Here is a 13,978-nt window from a genome sequence, read left to right on the forward strand (position 1 = left end):
ACGATCCCGTTCAAGAGAATACTTGGCGCTGCGAACTGGCAGGCCGCGTGCGGGATTTCGCGCGGCATGTTCGTGCAGACGCAGGGGGCGTGCCCTCCCGTGTTTGTGGGAGGCAAGCGAAATCCGATGCTCGTAGGCTGCAAGGCGATGATGATCGCTTGCACTAATGATGGTGGTGTAGGTCCAGTGTCGTCCGGTCGTCTGGAAAACTCTTACAGGGCGGGAGGATTGGTATGTACAAAATCACTGCTACGCGCGCATTCATCGAGGCGTTCAAAGCGAGGAATTTTGTTTGGACGCTGCTGGTCGCATCTTTTGGGGTAGCCGGCCAGCAAACCTCAGGATCTGGGCTTCCCATTGTTCGTTCAGGTGAGGCTCCCAGCGGAGTAAATCCCTGGCACACAACGCCCGGCCCGGGGTCGCTACCTGTCCTTCCTCCTCCGACTCCCGTCACGGGCCCGTCTCCCTGGCAGATGCCTGGAAAGGAGCGGTTCTATACCGATTCCGACGAGCTGAAGGCCTTCATAGAAAAATCCAACAAGCCAGACAGGAAGCTCGAGGAGTTCCGTGTAGACATGGAGAGATCACGGTCCCAGCTCGAGCAGGAGAGGGCCTTGAACAAGATCAACAGCGCGGACTACTCGAAGGGGATCGCTGACTACGGCAAATCCATCAACCTCTATCGGGACTTGAAAAGGCAAGGCCTGTCTGGATCGAGGTGAGGCGATGTTGAACGATCTGATTACGGGGATGCTGTACCTGTACCTTCCGGGACTGGCTGTCGTATCGATCGTGGCATTGCCGGCGGCTCTGGCACTCGGCAGGCTCTCGCCGACTCCCTGGAAGGAGTCATCCATTCTCATCGTCGGCCTCAGTTTCTGCGGGTACGTCGTCGGCGTCGTCGCGGGCAACAGCCGGTCTCCCATCACCGAGACACTGCTCACGGCCATGATCGGCCTGATGACGGGACTGGTGGCCTACGTGCATGCCAAGGAGTCCGTCAAGACGCAAGGATTGCGCACGCTTTCTTCCGTTGCGTTGATCGCGTTGCTTTCAGCCATGGTGCTTGGTCTTCTGATCGGAGGCACCTACAAGAAGCGATTCGATGCCTATCAAAAAGAGGAAGAACGCTACGGCATCTATTTCAGCCAGCTGGTGATCCCCCTGTGCCTCGAGGAGCAGAAGCGGCTCATCGCGGGTTCAGAGGTCAAGACCGACATGTGCGCTGCAGTCAAGGCAGCCTTTCCTGCGCGCATGCCAACCAAGCAGCCGTTATCCCCGAAGGGTTCCTAGGTAGCGAGACGCCTCGCGGACGATGCCAAGCGGCGTGAGCGTCCCGCGCCTCTTTCGCCGTCGTCTTACGGCGTCTTCGGACACGAGCCAGGCGGGCGGGGACGCTTATCAACTTCAAGGTTCCAATGCCACAGCTACGCATACCTTCGCACATGTCCGGTGAACAGTACATCACCAAGGCATCGCTCGTCTCAGACCTCGAGATGTCGGTCGTCGTGTTCCCTGGGACCGAGCTGGTGTTGCGTGACTATCGGTCCGAAGCGCTGCGCAAGGGGCTGACGCTGGTGGAACTCTTTGGCATCCGCCATGGTCACAAACTCGACTCGGATGAGGCAGTGCGCAAGGCCATTCATGCCGCCCAGATGAGGCGGCGCGATGACATGGCCGCCTTTTTCCGGGCGGGCATTCTGCGGCCAGAACGGGTGACGACCAGCGACGATTACCTGACGCCCCAGACCAGCGGCTCTACGGCGGCCGTCGCCAACTTCTACCGGGAGACGATCGCCCGGCTTGGCGGACCCGAGCCGCCTCGCCATCCGCAAGATCAGATCATCGACGCCCTGTTCAGTGAGGATGCCATCACGCACCTGATGAAAGAGCAGATCGAGGCGTACTACGAGAGCAAGCTCAAGAAAGGTGAGAAGTACGTCTTCTTCTGGGGCCGCAAGTCCGGTGAGATCTCGGGTCAGGGGCCTTGGCTCGACACCAACGAAACCATGTTGGCACAGATGATGGTGGTCATCCGGCGGAACGATCCAAAGCGCAAGCTTGTGCTCATCGGCGACCCTGTACGCCTTCCTCCCTCCGTCGACGGTGAGGTCGTGCCTCACTTCGACGTCACCCTGGTCCAGTACTGGGACCACGACTTCCCGGGCAAGCGCGATGCGACGGCGCAGCTGTACTTCCTGCGAATCATCATTGCGCTGAACCCCGACTCGGTCAGCATCGGCACGAACAGCGGCATTCTTGAGCTGCCCCATCTGATGGGGATGAAGACGGTCTATCTGGAAAATGACCACCTGCACAAGCGAAAGGGGCTTCGCTGGCAATTGCTGGCGGCCAACTACGGGCCTTCCGAGAATCCAGCGGATCTGGGGAGCTACGAGCAGATCCTGCAGTCTCTGCGACTGCAGCCCAAGCGCAATGCACGGAAGATCGAAAAGTATGTCGAGAAGGTTCGCGCCATCGAGACCCGCAAGGTCGACCTGCTGAACATCATTCGACCGGGCTTGCAGCGCTTCTCGACCAGCACGGCCACCGAGCTCTGGTCCAGTCGCAAGGCGCTGTTCGATGAGATCCGCCCCTGGCTGACCGCCCCTCTCGTCATCCCCATCAAGTTAGCGCCGTTGGCACCCCGCGGCAACCCGAAGAGCCAGAACCAGTTCCTTGTGCATTTGATCCAGGCAGCGGCGACCTCGCCGGATGAGCCCGCCCCGCTGGGCCAGGCTGCGCCGGCCTGGCGCCTGTTCCATGAAGTCAAGCGCGAGTGGGTGCTGTTGCGCGGGACACCCTTTTGTGGACGCTTCGACCTGCAGTCACAGGCCCTGCGAGCGATGCGCTTGTGCATGGAAACCCAGCATGGCCTGCGCCAGGAAGAGCTGCAAAGGTTCTGGGAGGTTTTCAACTACACCTATCTCGGGCCGAAGAAAAGCGATGCGCCTTCGGCACCGAGCTGGAAAGCTGCCTATCGAGGGTGGCTGAAGGACACGGAGGATATCTGGGCCTACGTGCTCAGCCGTCAGGCCTAGGCGGCTGAACGCCGGGTCAGAAGATCGGGTTGTAGCGGTTCTCGCGCAATACCGAGAGCAAGGCTTCGTGACTTCCTCGCCGGAGCAGGCCAGTGAATCCGGTGGGGCAAATGTCATCAGGGCGTCTTCCGGCGTTTCGGCGCAGGAACGGAAGTTGCCGGGGAAGCTTGCCTTGAGTCATGACGACTTACCCCATGCGGAAGAGGCGGCAGAAGCGCGGGCAGGCGAAGAAGCTGGCGCAGGCTCTGAGCGTCGATGAGATCGACGCGTTGGTGCAGGGCTGCCTGCGACAGCGGCCGAAGAGGCAGCCTGCCGTTGCCGCAAAGCCCCGCGTTGTCGAAATGCCGAAGTGCGAGATGCTTCCTCGCAGCCATTTCCTTCCACCGGTCTGGCAACCGCCGGTCACGTTTCAGCGCAAGCCACTGGGGCCATCGCCAATCCTGCGCTTCTAGCCCTTGCTCTTAGTCTGGCCGCTTGAAAAGGCTGGTGATCCAGGAGGCAAGGCTCTGAGCTGCCTCTGTAGCGGTGACTGCGACTTTGAAGCCTGATTCGGGCAAGTCGGTCGTGGCGCTGGCTTGCGCGTGCATGAAGTCTGCCGCGCAGTGCCTGAATGCGGTTTCGAATTCCGCATGCATATCAATGCCGGCTTCTTCTGTCGATTGAATCGGGTACATCAGCGGGAAGATGGTTTCAGCCTCCACGACGATGCACATCAAAGTCCTGTCGCCTCCCGGAGCTCGAAGAGCAAACGCGATCGCGCGCCTGGGCCTGTGCCGGAATCCGTCCCTGACGATGAGTTCATCTGCGATCACGCCGTCTTCATCGGACAGGAGTTCCAGTGGAACGACGTTTGAACCATCGCGCGTGGTGGTCAGCAACTCGACGTTGACAGCCTGCTGCAGCTCCATGGCTTGCAGCAGTACCTTTGCGAACGGTGGTGGGGGAATCTGAAGGACGCGACTTTCCGAAGCCTCGATCAACTCGGCGGGGCGAACCCGCTCGTCTGAGCCCGGCCCTCCCAGCGCGTGTGCCTCCACGGAAGGATGGAATTGCCCGACCGCCTGCTCGAGGGGGAGCTCCTTGGCGATCGATGTCCCCCACACGCGCTTGTTTTCCAGATCCGTGAACTTGCGTGTTGCGGGCCTGCGAAATGTCTGGGGGGCTAGCGACTTCGATGCGTCCGTTTCGACCAGACCCGGGTCCTTGGCGGGTCTTGTGCCCGCGCTGCCGCTGTCGGCGGCGGCCTGGGCCGCCCGATGCTCGGGGCCTGGTTTGTACCTTGGCTTCTGCAAGGTGCTGAGCTGGTACTTGAGTGCCTTGAACGGGAATGGATGGCTGCAGGACTCGATCCGATAGACCAGGAACGTGCCCGCGCCCTGCGGATCGAGCCATCTCCCGGCGACTTTCAGGTCGGTTTTCCCCTCAAAGGGAAACCTCGCCATGGGATAGATATCCTGACCGATGGCTGAGGCTTGCTGGCACGAACTGCCAATCAGCTGTGCGGCATGGAGAGCGATCTTGCTGGTGGCGATTCTGGCGACGTCTTCTGCGCTGGCTGCGGGGAGGAAATCCGCCAGGGTGATCACGAGCTTGCCGTACTCATCGTAGCCGTAGGCGCTGTACAGCATCTCCGTCGAGAGAGGCGGAGTAAACAGCCTGGACAGGAGTGCGCTGGAGGAGCCGAAGTAGAAGCGGACGAGCTCCATGCACGGAATCAGCAGCGACTTCCCCGAAGGCATCTCCACCTGCGCGCAGTAGGAGTGCGTGTTGTTCATGTGCCAGGGGTGCTCGTCCATCGGCAGCAGGAAGCTGCCGTCCGCTCTTCCTGAGCCGGCCTTCACAAGGGAAAGCGTCGACGAGTTGATGGCCAGTTCGCGAAAGGTCACGCTTGTGTGCGCAGGCTCGAAATGCGGGCGCTGGTCTTTCCATACGTCGCCGATGCGCAGCATCATCGTCGTGCCGACGGAGACCCACACCTTTTTCTGCTGGCTGTGGTGCTCTTGGCCTTCATACGTGCACGACTGAGGATCGACACGGGAGAGGAAGACCAGGACGGATGGCTGGCGATTGCGTCCGTAGCGGTCTGGATAGGCGATGGGGCCGAACCAGTCGATGCGCCACAACTGGGGGCCTTCGGGAAACGCGGAGACCTTGATCTTTGAGTCGATCGGCTCCAGCGGCTTGGGAAAAGTGAACCCCGGTCCCAACGCGTTTCCCTCGGGAGATTCTCAGATACTTCTGAAAATTCTCACCGACTTCTGGTATTTCTCACTCACTTCTGGTTGCTGTCAGCGCCGGCCAGAACGTGTCCTGCCTGCTGGTCCGCGTGGTAGCTCGAACGCACCATCGCGCCCACGGCGGCATGGCTGAAGCCCATCTTGTAGGCCTCTTCCTCGAACATCTTGAAGGTGTCGGGATGCACGTAGCGGCGCACCGGCAGGTGCGAGCCCGAGGGCGACAGGTACTGGCCGATGGTCAGCATGTCGATGTCGTGGGCGCGCATGTCGCGCATGACCTGCAGGATTTCTTCGTCGGTTTCGCCCAGGCCGACCATGATGCCGCTCTTGGTGGGCACGTTGGGGTGCAGCGCCTTGAACTTCTTCAGCAGGTTCAGGCTGAACTGGTAGTCGCTGCCGGGGCGCGCTTCCTTGTAGAGGCGCGGCGCGGTTTCCAGGTTGTGGTTCATCACGTCCGGCGGCGCGGCCTTGAGGATCTCGAGGGCGCGGTCGTCGCGGCCGCGGAAGTCGGGCACGAGGATCTCGATCTGCGTGGCGGGCGAGAGCTCGCGAATATTCTTGATGCAGTCGACGAAATGCTGGCTGCCGCCGTCGCGCAGGTCGTCGCGGTCGACGCTGGTGATCACCACGTACTTCAGGCGCAGCTTGGCGATGGTCTTGGCGAGGTTGATCGGCTCGTCCTTGTCGAGCGGATCGGGGCGGCCGTGGCCCACGTCGCAGAAGGGGCAGCGGCGCGTGCACTTGTCGCCCATGATCATGAAGGTGGCCGTGCCCTTGCCGAAGCATTCGCCGATGTTCGGGCACGAAGCCTCTTCGCAGACGGTGTGCAGGTTGCTTTCGCGCAGGATCTGCTTGATCTCGTAGAAGCGCGTGGTGGGGCTGCCGGCCTTGACGCGGATCCAGTCGGGCTTCTTGAGCACCTCGCCGCTCTGCACCACCTTGACGGGAATGCGCGATAGCTTGGCTGCCGCTTTCTGCTTGGCCAGGGGGTTGTAGGTTTCGGCGCTCTGGGCGTCGCGGACGACTTCTGTGGTGCTCATTGGTGTGTCAAGGCGCCAGGAAGGTGGAGAGCTTCTGGCTCAGCACCGCGGCGGCTTCTTCCCATGTGGTTTGGATGCCGATTGTAGAAAGGTCGACCGTTTGCAGCCCTGCATAGCCGCAAGGGTTGATGCGCGAGAAGGGTTCGAGGTCCATCCGCACGTTGAGCGCCACGCCGTGATAGGTGGCGTGGCGGCTCACCTTGATGCCCAGCGCGGCGATCTTGCCGAGGCCGCGGAACGGGTCGGCTGCGGGCATCGGGCCGGCCAGCGCGGCGTGGGAGAACGGATCGTCCAGCCGCACGTAGATGCCCGGCGCGCCCGCCACGCGGTGGCCCGTGACGCCGAAGTGGGCCAGCGTGCGCAGCACCGATTCCTCGATGCGATAGACGTATTCCTTGACGAAGTAGCCCGCGCGCCGCAGGTCGATCAGCGGGTAGGCCACCACCTGGCCGGGGCCGTGGAAGGTGACCTGCCCGCCCCGGTCGGTCTGCACGATGGGGATGGCGCCGGGGTTCAGGATGTGGTCCTGCTTGCCCGCGATGCCCTGCGTGAAGACCGGGTTGTGCTCGCCAATCCATAGCGCGTCGGGCGTGTCGGGCGTGCGCTCGAGCGTGAACTGCTTCATCGCCGCGAAGGTGTCGGCGTAGTCGACGCGGCCCAGCGCGAGCAGCTCGATGGGGGCGGTGGCGATGTCTGTCATGGCGTGGGCTGCTGCCGGGCGGGCAACGTGCGGGTCTCGCCGATGGCGAGGGTGAAGAATGCGTCGTCGGCCACGCCCTGGGCCTTGCGGGCGAGGGCCAGATCTTTGGGGGGCTGGTCCAGCGCCTCGTCGGTGAGCGGGAAGGTAGCCCAGTGCACGCCGAGGCTGCGCTTGGCATGCAGGTCGCGGTGGATGCGCACGCTCTCGTCGGGGTTGACGTGCTGGTCGGTCATGAACCAGCGCGGCTCGTAGGCGCCCACGGGCAGCAGGGCGAGGTCGAAGCCGCCGCCCTGCGCGCTGCCCTGGCGCGGCGCGAGGCGGGCCTGGATGTCGGCGAAATCCTTCGAGTAGCCGGTGTCGCCCGAATAGAAGACGTGCATCTTCGGCGAGAGCAGCGCGAAGCCGCCCCACAGCGTCTTCATCCGGTCGCCGAGGCCGCGCGCGCTCCAGTGCTGGGCGGGCGTGAGAAAGACCTGCACCGCGTCGGGCGTGTCGGTGGCGATGCCCGCACCGTTGCGCTGGATGCGGGCTTGTGCGGCCTGCGGTGTGCCGCCGGTGGCAGGCAGCGTGACGCTGTCCCACCAGTCGAGCTCCACTGCATTCGCAATGCCGCGCTCGGCCAGCCACGGCGCGATGCCCAGCGGCACCACGAAGAGCGGCGGTCCGCCGGCCTGCGCGTTGAGCGCCTTCACGCTGCCCTCGTCGAGGTGGTCGTAGTGGTTGTGGCTGATCAGCACGAGGTCGATGCGCGGCAGGTCCTTCAGTGGCACGCCGGGCGGCTGGAAGCGCTTGGGGCCGGCGAACGAAACCGGCGATACGCGCTCGCCGAACACCGGGTCTGTCAGCACGTTGAGGCTGCCGTTGGCTGTCGGCACCTGCACGAGCACTGTGGCGTGGCCGATGAAGGTGGCGGCGGGCCGGGAGGCTGCGCCTGTGTTGGCGCGCAGGAAGGCGAGGTCCGGCGAGACCACCGGCGGCGGTGCGCTCGGCGGTGGCGGCAGGCCCTTGAACCACGACGGCAGCTGCCAGCCGATCAGCACGTCGGTGAAGAAGTTCTTCGGCTTGAACTCGATGTAGTTGTCCTGGAAGCCGTCGGGCCGGTGGTGCCCGCGGCTGGCGTCGTAGTAGGGGTTGGGTGCCGTCGAGCAGGCGGCCGCCATGCCGCCGGCGCACAGCGCCGCCGCGACGTGCCGCCAGCGCGAAGAGGTCAAAGCACGACCTTGACCATCGGATGCGAGGACAGCGCGCGGTAGATGTCGTCGAGCTGCTCGCGGCTGGTGGCCGTGACGGTGATGGTCACGCCCAGGTAGTTGCCGGCCTTGCTGTCGCGCAGCTCGACGGTGGTGGCGTCGAAGGTGGGGTCGAAGCGCTCGGCGATCTGCGTGATGGCGTGCACGAAGCCGTCGACCTTCGCGCCCATCACCTTGATCGGGAACTGCGAGGGGTACTCGATCAGCGATTCCTTGCGCGGATCGGGGATCGAGGTGGTTTCGGTGGTGGTCGTTTCATCGGTCATGCCGGGGCTCCATGCTTCTGTGCGTTGCGGACCTTGGCCTGCTGATAGGCCTTGTACAAGCTGTCGTAGATGGGGCCGGGGCGGCCGTTGCCAATAGGCTTGCCGTCGAGCGTGACGACCGGCAGCAGCTCCTTGCTGGCCGAGGAGATCAGCACTTCGTCGGCGGCGAACACCTCTTCGCGTGAAACGGGGCGCAGCGCGAAAGGGATGTCGAGGGTCTTGCACAGGCGCTCGAACAGGCCGTAGCGGATGCCGGTCAGCACGAGGTTGTTCTTGGGTGGGCCAGTCAGCGTGCCGTCCTTCACGATCCACACGTTGCTCGACGAGGCCTCGCTGAGCCAGTCGTCGCGGAACATGATCGTTTCGGCCGCGCCGGCCTCCACGCTGATCTGCCGCGCGAGCACGGCGCCCAGCAGGCTGGTGCTCTTGATGTGCGCCTTCTGCCAGCGGAAGTCTGCGGCGGTGACGCAGGCCACGCCCTTGGCGCGGATGGCGTCGGAGATGGGTGGCAGCGGGTTCACCATCACGAACACCGTCGGACGAAGGCCGCGCACCATTGCATGATCGCGCGGGGCCACGCCGCGAGTCACCTGAAAGTACACTGATTGGGGTTCATCGCCTCCGGGTGCCACGAGGCGCATCACGATCTCGCGCCACTGCGGGAGCGAGAGCGGGTTCTCGATCTGCAGCTCGGCGAGCGAGCGGTCGAGGCGGGCCATGTGCTCCTCGAAACAGAAGGGCTGGCCGAAGTAGACGGGGACGTATTCGTAGATGCCGTCGCCGAAGATGAAGCCGCGGTCGAGGACGCTGATCTTCGCGTCGCGCAGGGCGGTGTACTCGCCGTCGAGGTAACAAAGCGTGGCGGGCAGGGCGTCGGTGATAGGGTGCATGGAGGAATTATGGTGGGGCATGCCGCGTCGGGTTCGCGTCAGGGAATGCGGGGCCGATTTGCATGCGCGACAGCGCGGATGGCGGGACAGGCTGGGTTTTTACTTATAATCAATGGCTTTGTAGAAATTCTGGGTCGTCATCCGGGCTTCATTCGAAATGAAAACAATCGCCCGTCAAGACTCGGAGGTCGCTGAAGACCTCGACGCAGAATTCAAGCCGTTGACCGCCGATGAGGCGCGTGAACTGCGAGCAAAGAACCCTTCGGTCTCCCCATGGCGGGTGATCGCGGGGCAATTGGTTGTCGGTCTGGTGGTGGCTTTGGCCGCCTGGGGGCTGACTGGGAGGCAAAATCTGGGCTGGTCCGCCGCATACGGCGCGATCGCCGTGGTTGTTCCGTCGGCGGTTTTCGCGCGCGGGCTGACCGGCAGGTTTTCTTCCTTGAATCCGGGCACTGCGGTGTTCGGATTCTTCCTGTGGGAAATGGTCAAGATGGCCTTGTCGGTGGCGATGCTGATCGCTGCGCCAAGGCTGATTACGGCGCTGAGCTGGCCAGCAATGCTGATCGGCCTGGTGGTGACAATGAAGGCGGCCTGGTTGGCGGTGATGTTCTCGCCCCGGCGCCGGCAACTGAGAGACGAGTAACGGAATGGCTGCTGAAAACGCTGCGGAACATGGTCAGACCGCTGGTGAATACATCGTTCACCACTTGACGCACCTGCAAAGCTCCAAGCCTGGAGGTGTGGCCGACTTCTCGGTTTTCAACTTCGATTCGCTCTTCTTTTCGATCACGCTCGGTATCCTGGGTTGCTGGCTGCTCTGGCTGGCTGCCCGCAAGGCCACTTCGGGTGTTCCCGGCCGTTTTCAAGCGGCTGTCGAACTGCTCGTCGAAATGGTCGACCAGCAGGCCAAGGGCATCGTCCACAACGCCACGAGCCGCAAGTTCGTCGCTCCGTTGGCCCTGACCATCTTCGTCTGGATCTTCCTGCTGAACGCAATGGACCTGTTCCCGGTCGATTTGTTCCCGGCAATCTGGGCCAAGATCTTCCACATCGCCGGCGAAGACCCGCACCACGCCTACCTGCGCGTCGTGCCTACCGCCGACCTCTCGGTGACCATGGGCATGTCGGTGGCGGTGCTGCTGATCTGCATCTACTACAACATCAAGATCAAGGGTGCCGGCGGCTGGGTCCACGAGCTGTTCACCGCGCCCTTCGGCAACCACTGGGCCCTGTACCCCTTCAACTTCGCCATGCAGATGATCGAGTTCGTCGCCAAGACGGTCTCGCACGGCATGCGGTTGTTCGGCAACATGTATGCCGGCGAACTGATCTTCCTGCTGATCGCCCTGATGGGTGGTGCCTGGTCCATGTCGGCCACCGGCATCGGCCTGGCCATCGGCCACATCATCGCGGGCACGGCCTGGGCCATCTTCCACATCCTGATCATCACGCTGCAAGCCTTCGTGTTCATGATGCTGACGCTGGTCTACATCGGCCAGGCCCACGATCACCACTGATCATCAGTTTTCGTTCTTGTTTTTGTTTTTCTCTTCAACCAAAGTCCTCTAGGAGTCATCATGGAAGTTATTAGCTTTGTTGCACTGGCCGCCGGCCTGATCATCGGTCTGGGCGCTGTGGGCGCATGTATCGGCATCGGCATCATGGGCAGCAAGTACCTCGAGTCGGCCGCACGTCAGCCCGAACTCATGGGTGAACTTCAAACCAAGATGTTCCTGCTGGCTGGTCTGATCGACGCCGCGTTCATTATCGGCACCGGTATCGCCCTGTGGTTCGCAACGGCCAACCCGTTCCTGTCGCAAATCGCCAACCTGCCGAAGTAAGTCTTTCTCGTCGGACCTGCGTCGTCGTTCTCTGGCCCTGCTAGCGAATGGCTTCGATTCAATCCCATAGAGAGGGTGAAAAGTGAGCATTACCGGTACCCTGATCGTTCAGATGATCGTGTTCCTGATCCTGGTCGGGTTCACGATGAAGTACGTGTGGCCGCCGATCGCGAAGGCGCTGGACGACCGCGCTGCGAAGATCGCCGAAGGCCTCGCTGCCGCCGACAAGGCCAAGTCCGAGCTGTCCGCCGCCAACAAGCGCGTGGAAGCCGAACTGGGCCAGGCACGCAACGAGTCTGCGCAACGTCTTGCCGACGCCGAACGTCGCGCCCAGGCCATCGTTGAAGAGGCCAAGGCCCGCGCGACCGAGGAAGGCAACAAGATCGTCGCCGCCGCACGCGCCGAAGCCGAACAGCAGGCACTGAAGGCCCGCGAAGCCCTGCGTGAGCAGGTCGCCGCACTGGCCGTCAAGGGCGCAGAGCAGATTCTGCGCAAGGAAGTGAATGCGGGCGTTCACGCCGACCTGCTCGCTCGTCTGCAGACCGAACTCTGATAGAAGCCATGGCAGAACTCGCCACCATCGCACGCCCCTACGCCGAGGCGCTCTTCAAGGCGTCGTCGTCCGACGTCGCCGGAACCAGCGCCTGGCTCGAAAAGATTGCCGCCATCGCGGCCAATCCGGAGCTCCAGCAGTTCGCCGACAACCCCAAGGCCACGGCCGAACAGGTGGTCGGCGTGGTCGCCGGTGCATTCGGTGCACCGCTGGCCGCTCCTGCCCAGAACTTCCTGTCCGCGCTCCTCGAGAACGGGCGTTTTTCGGTGCTGCCGGAAATTGCGAAGCAGTTCCGGGCACTGGCCAACGCGAAGAGCGGCTCGTCCGACGCGGTGGTCTACAGCGCCTTCCCGATCGACGGCTCGGCCCTGGCCGGCGTGTCGGCCGCGCTCGAAAAGCGCTTCGGTCGCAAGCTCCAGGTCACGGTCCAGCAAGAGCCGGAACTGATCGGCGGCATTCGTGTGGTGGTCGGCGACGAGGTGCTCGACACCTCCGTCAAAGCGCGCCTTGAACAAATGAAAGTTGCGCTGGCAGCCTGACGGTTTCCAGCCCTCTACTTGTAGCCTCAAAGAAAGAAGGAAAGAGTCATGCAACTCAATCCCGCAGAAATTTCCGAACTGATCAAGAGCCGCATCGAGGGCCTCGGGGTCAGCGCCAACATCCGTAACGAAGGCACCGTGGTGTCGGTGACGGACGGCATCGTGCGCGTGCACGGCCTGTCCGACGCGATGCAGGGCGAAATGCTCGAGTTCCCGCCCACGGCAGACGGCACGCCGTCGTTCGGCCTGGCGCTGAACCTCGAGCGCGACTCGGTCGGCGCCGTGATTCTGGGCGAGTACGAGCACATCTCCGAAGGCGACACCGTCAAGTGCACGGGCCGCATCCTGGAAGTGCCCGTGGGCCCCGAGCTCATCGGCCGCGTGGTGAACGCCCTGGGCCAGCCGATCGACGGCAAGGGTCCGATCAACGCGAAGATGACCGACGTGATCGAGAAGGTCGCGCCGGGCGTGATCGCCCGCAAGTCGGTCGACCAGCCGATGCAGACCGGCCTGAAGTCCATCGACTCGATGGTGCCCGTCGGCCGTGGCCAGCGCGAGCTGATCATCGGCGACCGCCAGACCGGCAAGACGGCCGTGGCCATCGACGCGATCATCAACCAGAAGGGTCAGAACATGACCTGCGTCTACGTTGCGATCGGCCAGAAGGCTTCGTCGATCAAGAACGTGGTGCGCGCACTGGAACAAGCCGGTGCCATGGACTACACGATCGTGGTTGCTGCTTCCGCTTCGGAATCGGCCGCCATGCAGTACGTGTCGGCCTACTCGGGCTGCACGATGGGCGAGTACTTCCGCGACCGCGGCGAAGACGCGCTGATCGTCTATGACGACCTGTCCAAGCAGGCCGTTGCCTACCGTCAAGTGTCGCTGCTGCTGCGTCGCCCGCCAGGCCGCGAAGCCTACCCCGGCGACGTGTTCTATCTCCACAGCCGTCTGCTCGAGCGCGCAGCCCGCGTGAACGCCGACTACGTCGAAGCCTTCACCAAGGGCGCGGTCAAGGGCAAGACCGGTTCGCTGACCGCACTGCCGATCATCGAAACGCAGGCCGGCGACGTGTCCGCGTTCGTTCCGACCAACGTGATCTCGATCACCGACGGCCAGATCTTCCTGGAAACCAACCTGTTCAACGCAGGTATCCGCCCCGCCATCAACGCCGGTATCTCGGTGTCGCGCGTGGGTTCGTCGGCCCAGACGAAGATCATCAAGGGCCTGTCCGGCGGTATCCGTACCGACCTGGCGCAGTACCGTGAACTGGCTGCGTTCGCGCAGTTCGCTTCCGACCTCGACGAAGCCACCCGCAAGCAGCTCGACCGCGGTGCCCGCGTGACCGAACTGCTGAAGCAGCCGCAATACAGCCCGCTGTCGATCTCGCTGATGGGCGCGTCGCTGTTCGCCGTGAACAAGGGCTTCATGGACGACCTCGAGATCAAGCAGGTGCTGTCGTTCGAACACGGCCTGCACCAGTTCCTGAAGTCCAGCCACGCCCCGCTGCTCGACAAGATCGAGAAGGCCAAGGCGCTCGACAAGGAATCGGAAGCCGAACTGCTGGCCGCCGTCACCGCGTTCAAGAAGTCGTTCGCCTGATCGACGCCTTGACCGACGC

The 13,978-nt window shown here is 63.1% G+C and carries 16 protein-coding genes; 10 read left to right on the top strand and 6 right to left on the bottom strand.

Going from position 1 to position 13,978, the window contains the following annotated elements; all coding sequences use genetic code 11:
- Positions 1-233 precede the first annotated feature (233 nt).
- The 4 genes from EJO71_RS29255 to EJO71_RS29270 all read left to right on the top strand — a co-directional run bounded on the left by EJO71_RS29255 (position 234) and on the right by EJO71_RS29270 (position 3,493).
- Positions 234-722, top strand: coding sequence for a DUF4230 domain-containing protein (locus EJO71_RS29255; protein WP_125952268.1), 489 nt, complete (start codon positions 234-236; stop codon positions 720-722).
- 4 nt (positions 723-726) lie between these two features.
- Positions 727-1,293 (top strand): hypothetical protein, encoded by a 567-nt coding sequence (locus EJO71_RS29260; protein WP_125952267.1) that lies wholly within the window; start codon positions 727-729, stop codon positions 1,291-1,293.
- Between the two features lie 152 nt (positions 1,294-1,445).
- Positions 1,446-3,041 carry a hypothetical protein gene (locus EJO71_RS29265; RefSeq protein ID WP_125952266.1) on the top strand — a complete coding sequence of 532 codons (1,596 nt, stop codon included), beginning with the start codon at positions 1,446-1,448 and terminating at the stop codon, positions 3,039-3,041.
- Positions 3,042-3,220: 179 nt separating this feature from the next.
- On the top strand, positions 3,221-3,493 hold the full coding sequence (locus tag EJO71_RS29270; RefSeq protein WP_125952265.1) for a hypothetical protein: 273 nt from the start codon (positions 3,221-3,223) through the stop codon (positions 3,491-3,493).
- A 9-nt stretch (positions 3,494-3,502) separates the two neighbouring features.
- Here the strand turns inward: EJO71_RS29270 and EJO71_RS34490 are convergent, their stop codons facing one another.
- The 6 genes from EJO71_RS34490 to EJO71_RS29300 all read right to left on the bottom strand — a co-directional run bounded on the left by EJO71_RS34490 (position 3,503) and on the right by EJO71_RS29300 (position 9,424).
- Complete coding sequence (locus EJO71_RS34490; RefSeq protein ID WP_164546928.1) at positions 3,503-5,248, bottom strand: hypothetical protein; 1,746 nt, start codon at positions 5,246-5,248, stop codon at positions 3,503-3,505.
- Positions 5,249-5,313: 65 nt separating this feature from the next.
- Complete coding sequence (gene lipA, locus EJO71_RS29280) at positions 5,314-6,318, bottom strand: lipoyl synthase (RefSeq protein ID WP_125952264.1); 1,005 nt, start codon at positions 6,316-6,318, stop codon at positions 5,314-5,316.
- 7 nt (positions 6,319-6,325) lie between these two features.
- Entirely contained in the window at positions 6,326-7,018 is a 693-nt protein-coding gene (lipB, locus tag EJO71_RS29285; RefSeq protein ID WP_125952263.1) for a lipoyl(octanoyl) transferase LipB, read from the bottom strand.
- Positions 7,015-8,229, bottom strand: coding sequence for an MBL fold metallo-hydrolase (locus tag EJO71_RS29290; RefSeq protein WP_240651557.1), 1,215 nt, complete (start codon positions 8,227-8,229; stop codon positions 7,015-7,017). The genes lipB and EJO71_RS29290 overlap by 4 nt, the downstream gene beginning before the upstream one ends.
- Positions 8,226-8,534: a DUF493 family protein gene (locus EJO71_RS29295; protein WP_125952262.1), complete on the bottom strand. Its 309-nt coding sequence runs from the start codon at positions 8,532-8,534 to the stop codon at positions 8,226-8,228. The genes EJO71_RS29290 and EJO71_RS29295 overlap by 4 nt, the downstream gene beginning before the upstream one ends.
- Positions 8,531-9,424, bottom strand: coding sequence for a D-amino acid aminotransferase (locus EJO71_RS29300; protein ID WP_125952261.1), 894 nt, complete (start codon positions 9,422-9,424; stop codon positions 8,531-8,533). The genes EJO71_RS29295 and EJO71_RS29300 overlap by 4 nt, the downstream gene beginning before the upstream one ends.
- Before the next feature lie 157 nt (positions 9,425-9,581).
- Between EJO71_RS29300 and EJO71_RS29305 the strand changes: the two genes are divergently transcribed.
- From EJO71_RS29305 to atpA, 6 genes are all read left to right on the top strand, one after another.
- Positions 9,582-10,067 (top strand): ATP synthase subunit I, encoded by a 486-nt coding sequence (locus tag EJO71_RS29305; RefSeq protein WP_125952260.1) that lies wholly within the window; start codon positions 9,582-9,584, stop codon positions 10,065-10,067.
- 4 nt (positions 10,068-10,071) lie between these two features.
- Positions 10,072-10,941, top strand: a complete 870-nt coding sequence (gene atpB, locus EJO71_RS29310) for a F0F1 ATP synthase subunit A (protein ID WP_093206375.1) — start codon at positions 10,072-10,074, stop codon at positions 10,939-10,941.
- Between the two features lie 57 nt (positions 10,942-10,998).
- The gene (gene atpE, locus EJO71_RS29315; protein WP_170855569.1) at positions 10,999-11,265 is read left to right on the top strand and encodes a F0F1 ATP synthase subunit C; all 267 of its coding nucleotides are present in this window, start codon (positions 10,999-11,001) and stop codon (positions 11,263-11,265) included.
- Between the two features lie 82 nt (positions 11,266-11,347).
- Positions 11,348-11,818, top strand: a complete 471-nt coding sequence (locus tag EJO71_RS29320; protein ID WP_093206376.1) for a F0F1 ATP synthase subunit B — start codon at positions 11,348-11,350, stop codon at positions 11,816-11,818.
- A gap of 8 nt (positions 11,819-11,826) precedes the next feature.
- Positions 11,827-12,357: a F0F1 ATP synthase subunit delta gene (locus tag EJO71_RS29325; protein WP_125952259.1), complete on the top strand. Its 531-nt coding sequence runs from the start codon at positions 11,827-11,829 to the stop codon at positions 12,355-12,357.
- Between the two features lie 48 nt (positions 12,358-12,405).
- On the top strand, positions 12,406-13,959 hold the full coding sequence (atpA, locus tag EJO71_RS29330) for a F0F1 ATP synthase subunit alpha (RefSeq protein ID WP_125952258.1): 1,554 nt from the start codon (positions 12,406-12,408) through the stop codon (positions 13,957-13,959).
- Positions 13,960-13,978 lie beyond the last annotated feature (19 nt).

The organism is Variovorax sp. 679 (assembly GCF_003952185.1).
Classification (GTDB): Bacteria; Pseudomonadota; Gammaproteobacteria; order Burkholderiales; family Burkholderiaceae_C; genus Variovorax.

Coding starts and splice junctions, on each gene's coding strand:
- EJO71_RS29305 (WP_125952260.1), top strand. CDS start 9,582: ATGAAAACAATCGCCCGTCAAGACTCGGAGGTCGCTGAAGACCTCGAC.
- EJO71_RS29265 (WP_125952266.1), top strand. CDS start 1,446: ATGTCCGGTGAACAGTACATCACCAAGGCATCGCTCGTCTCAGACCTC.
- atpA (WP_125952258.1), top strand. CDS start 12,406: ATGCAACTCAATCCCGCAGAAATTTCCGAACTGATCAAGAGCCGCATC.
- EJO71_RS29270 (WP_125952265.1), top strand. CDS start 3,221: ATGACGACTTACCCCATGCGGAAGAGGCGGCAGAAGCGCGGGCAGGCG.
- EJO71_RS29300 (WP_125952261.1), bottom strand. CDS start 9,424: ATGCACCCTATCACCGACGCCCTGCCCGCCACGCTTTGTTACCTCGAC.
- EJO71_RS29260 (WP_125952267.1), top strand. CDS start 727: ATGTTGAACGATCTGATTACGGGGATGCTGTACCTGTACCTTCCGGGA.
- EJO71_RS29255 (WP_125952268.1), top strand. CDS start 234: ATGTACAAAATCACTGCTACGCGCGCATTCATCGAGGCGTTCAAAGCG.
- EJO71_RS29325 (WP_125952259.1), top strand. CDS start 11,827: ATGGCAGAACTCGCCACCATCGCACGCCCCTACGCCGAGGCGCTCTTC.
- EJO71_RS29295 (WP_125952262.1), bottom strand. CDS start 8,534: ATGACCGATGAAACGACCACCACCGAAACCACCTCGATCCCCGATCCG.
- lipA (WP_125952264.1), bottom strand. CDS start 6,318: ATGAGCACCACAGAAGTCGTCCGCGACGCCCAGAGCGCCGAAACCTAC.
- atpB (WP_093206375.1), top strand. CDS start 10,072: ATGGCTGCTGAAAACGCTGCGGAACATGGTCAGACCGCTGGTGAATAC.
- lipB (WP_125952263.1), bottom strand. CDS start 7,018: ATGACAGACATCGCCACCGCCCCCATCGAGCTGCTCGCGCTGGGCCGC.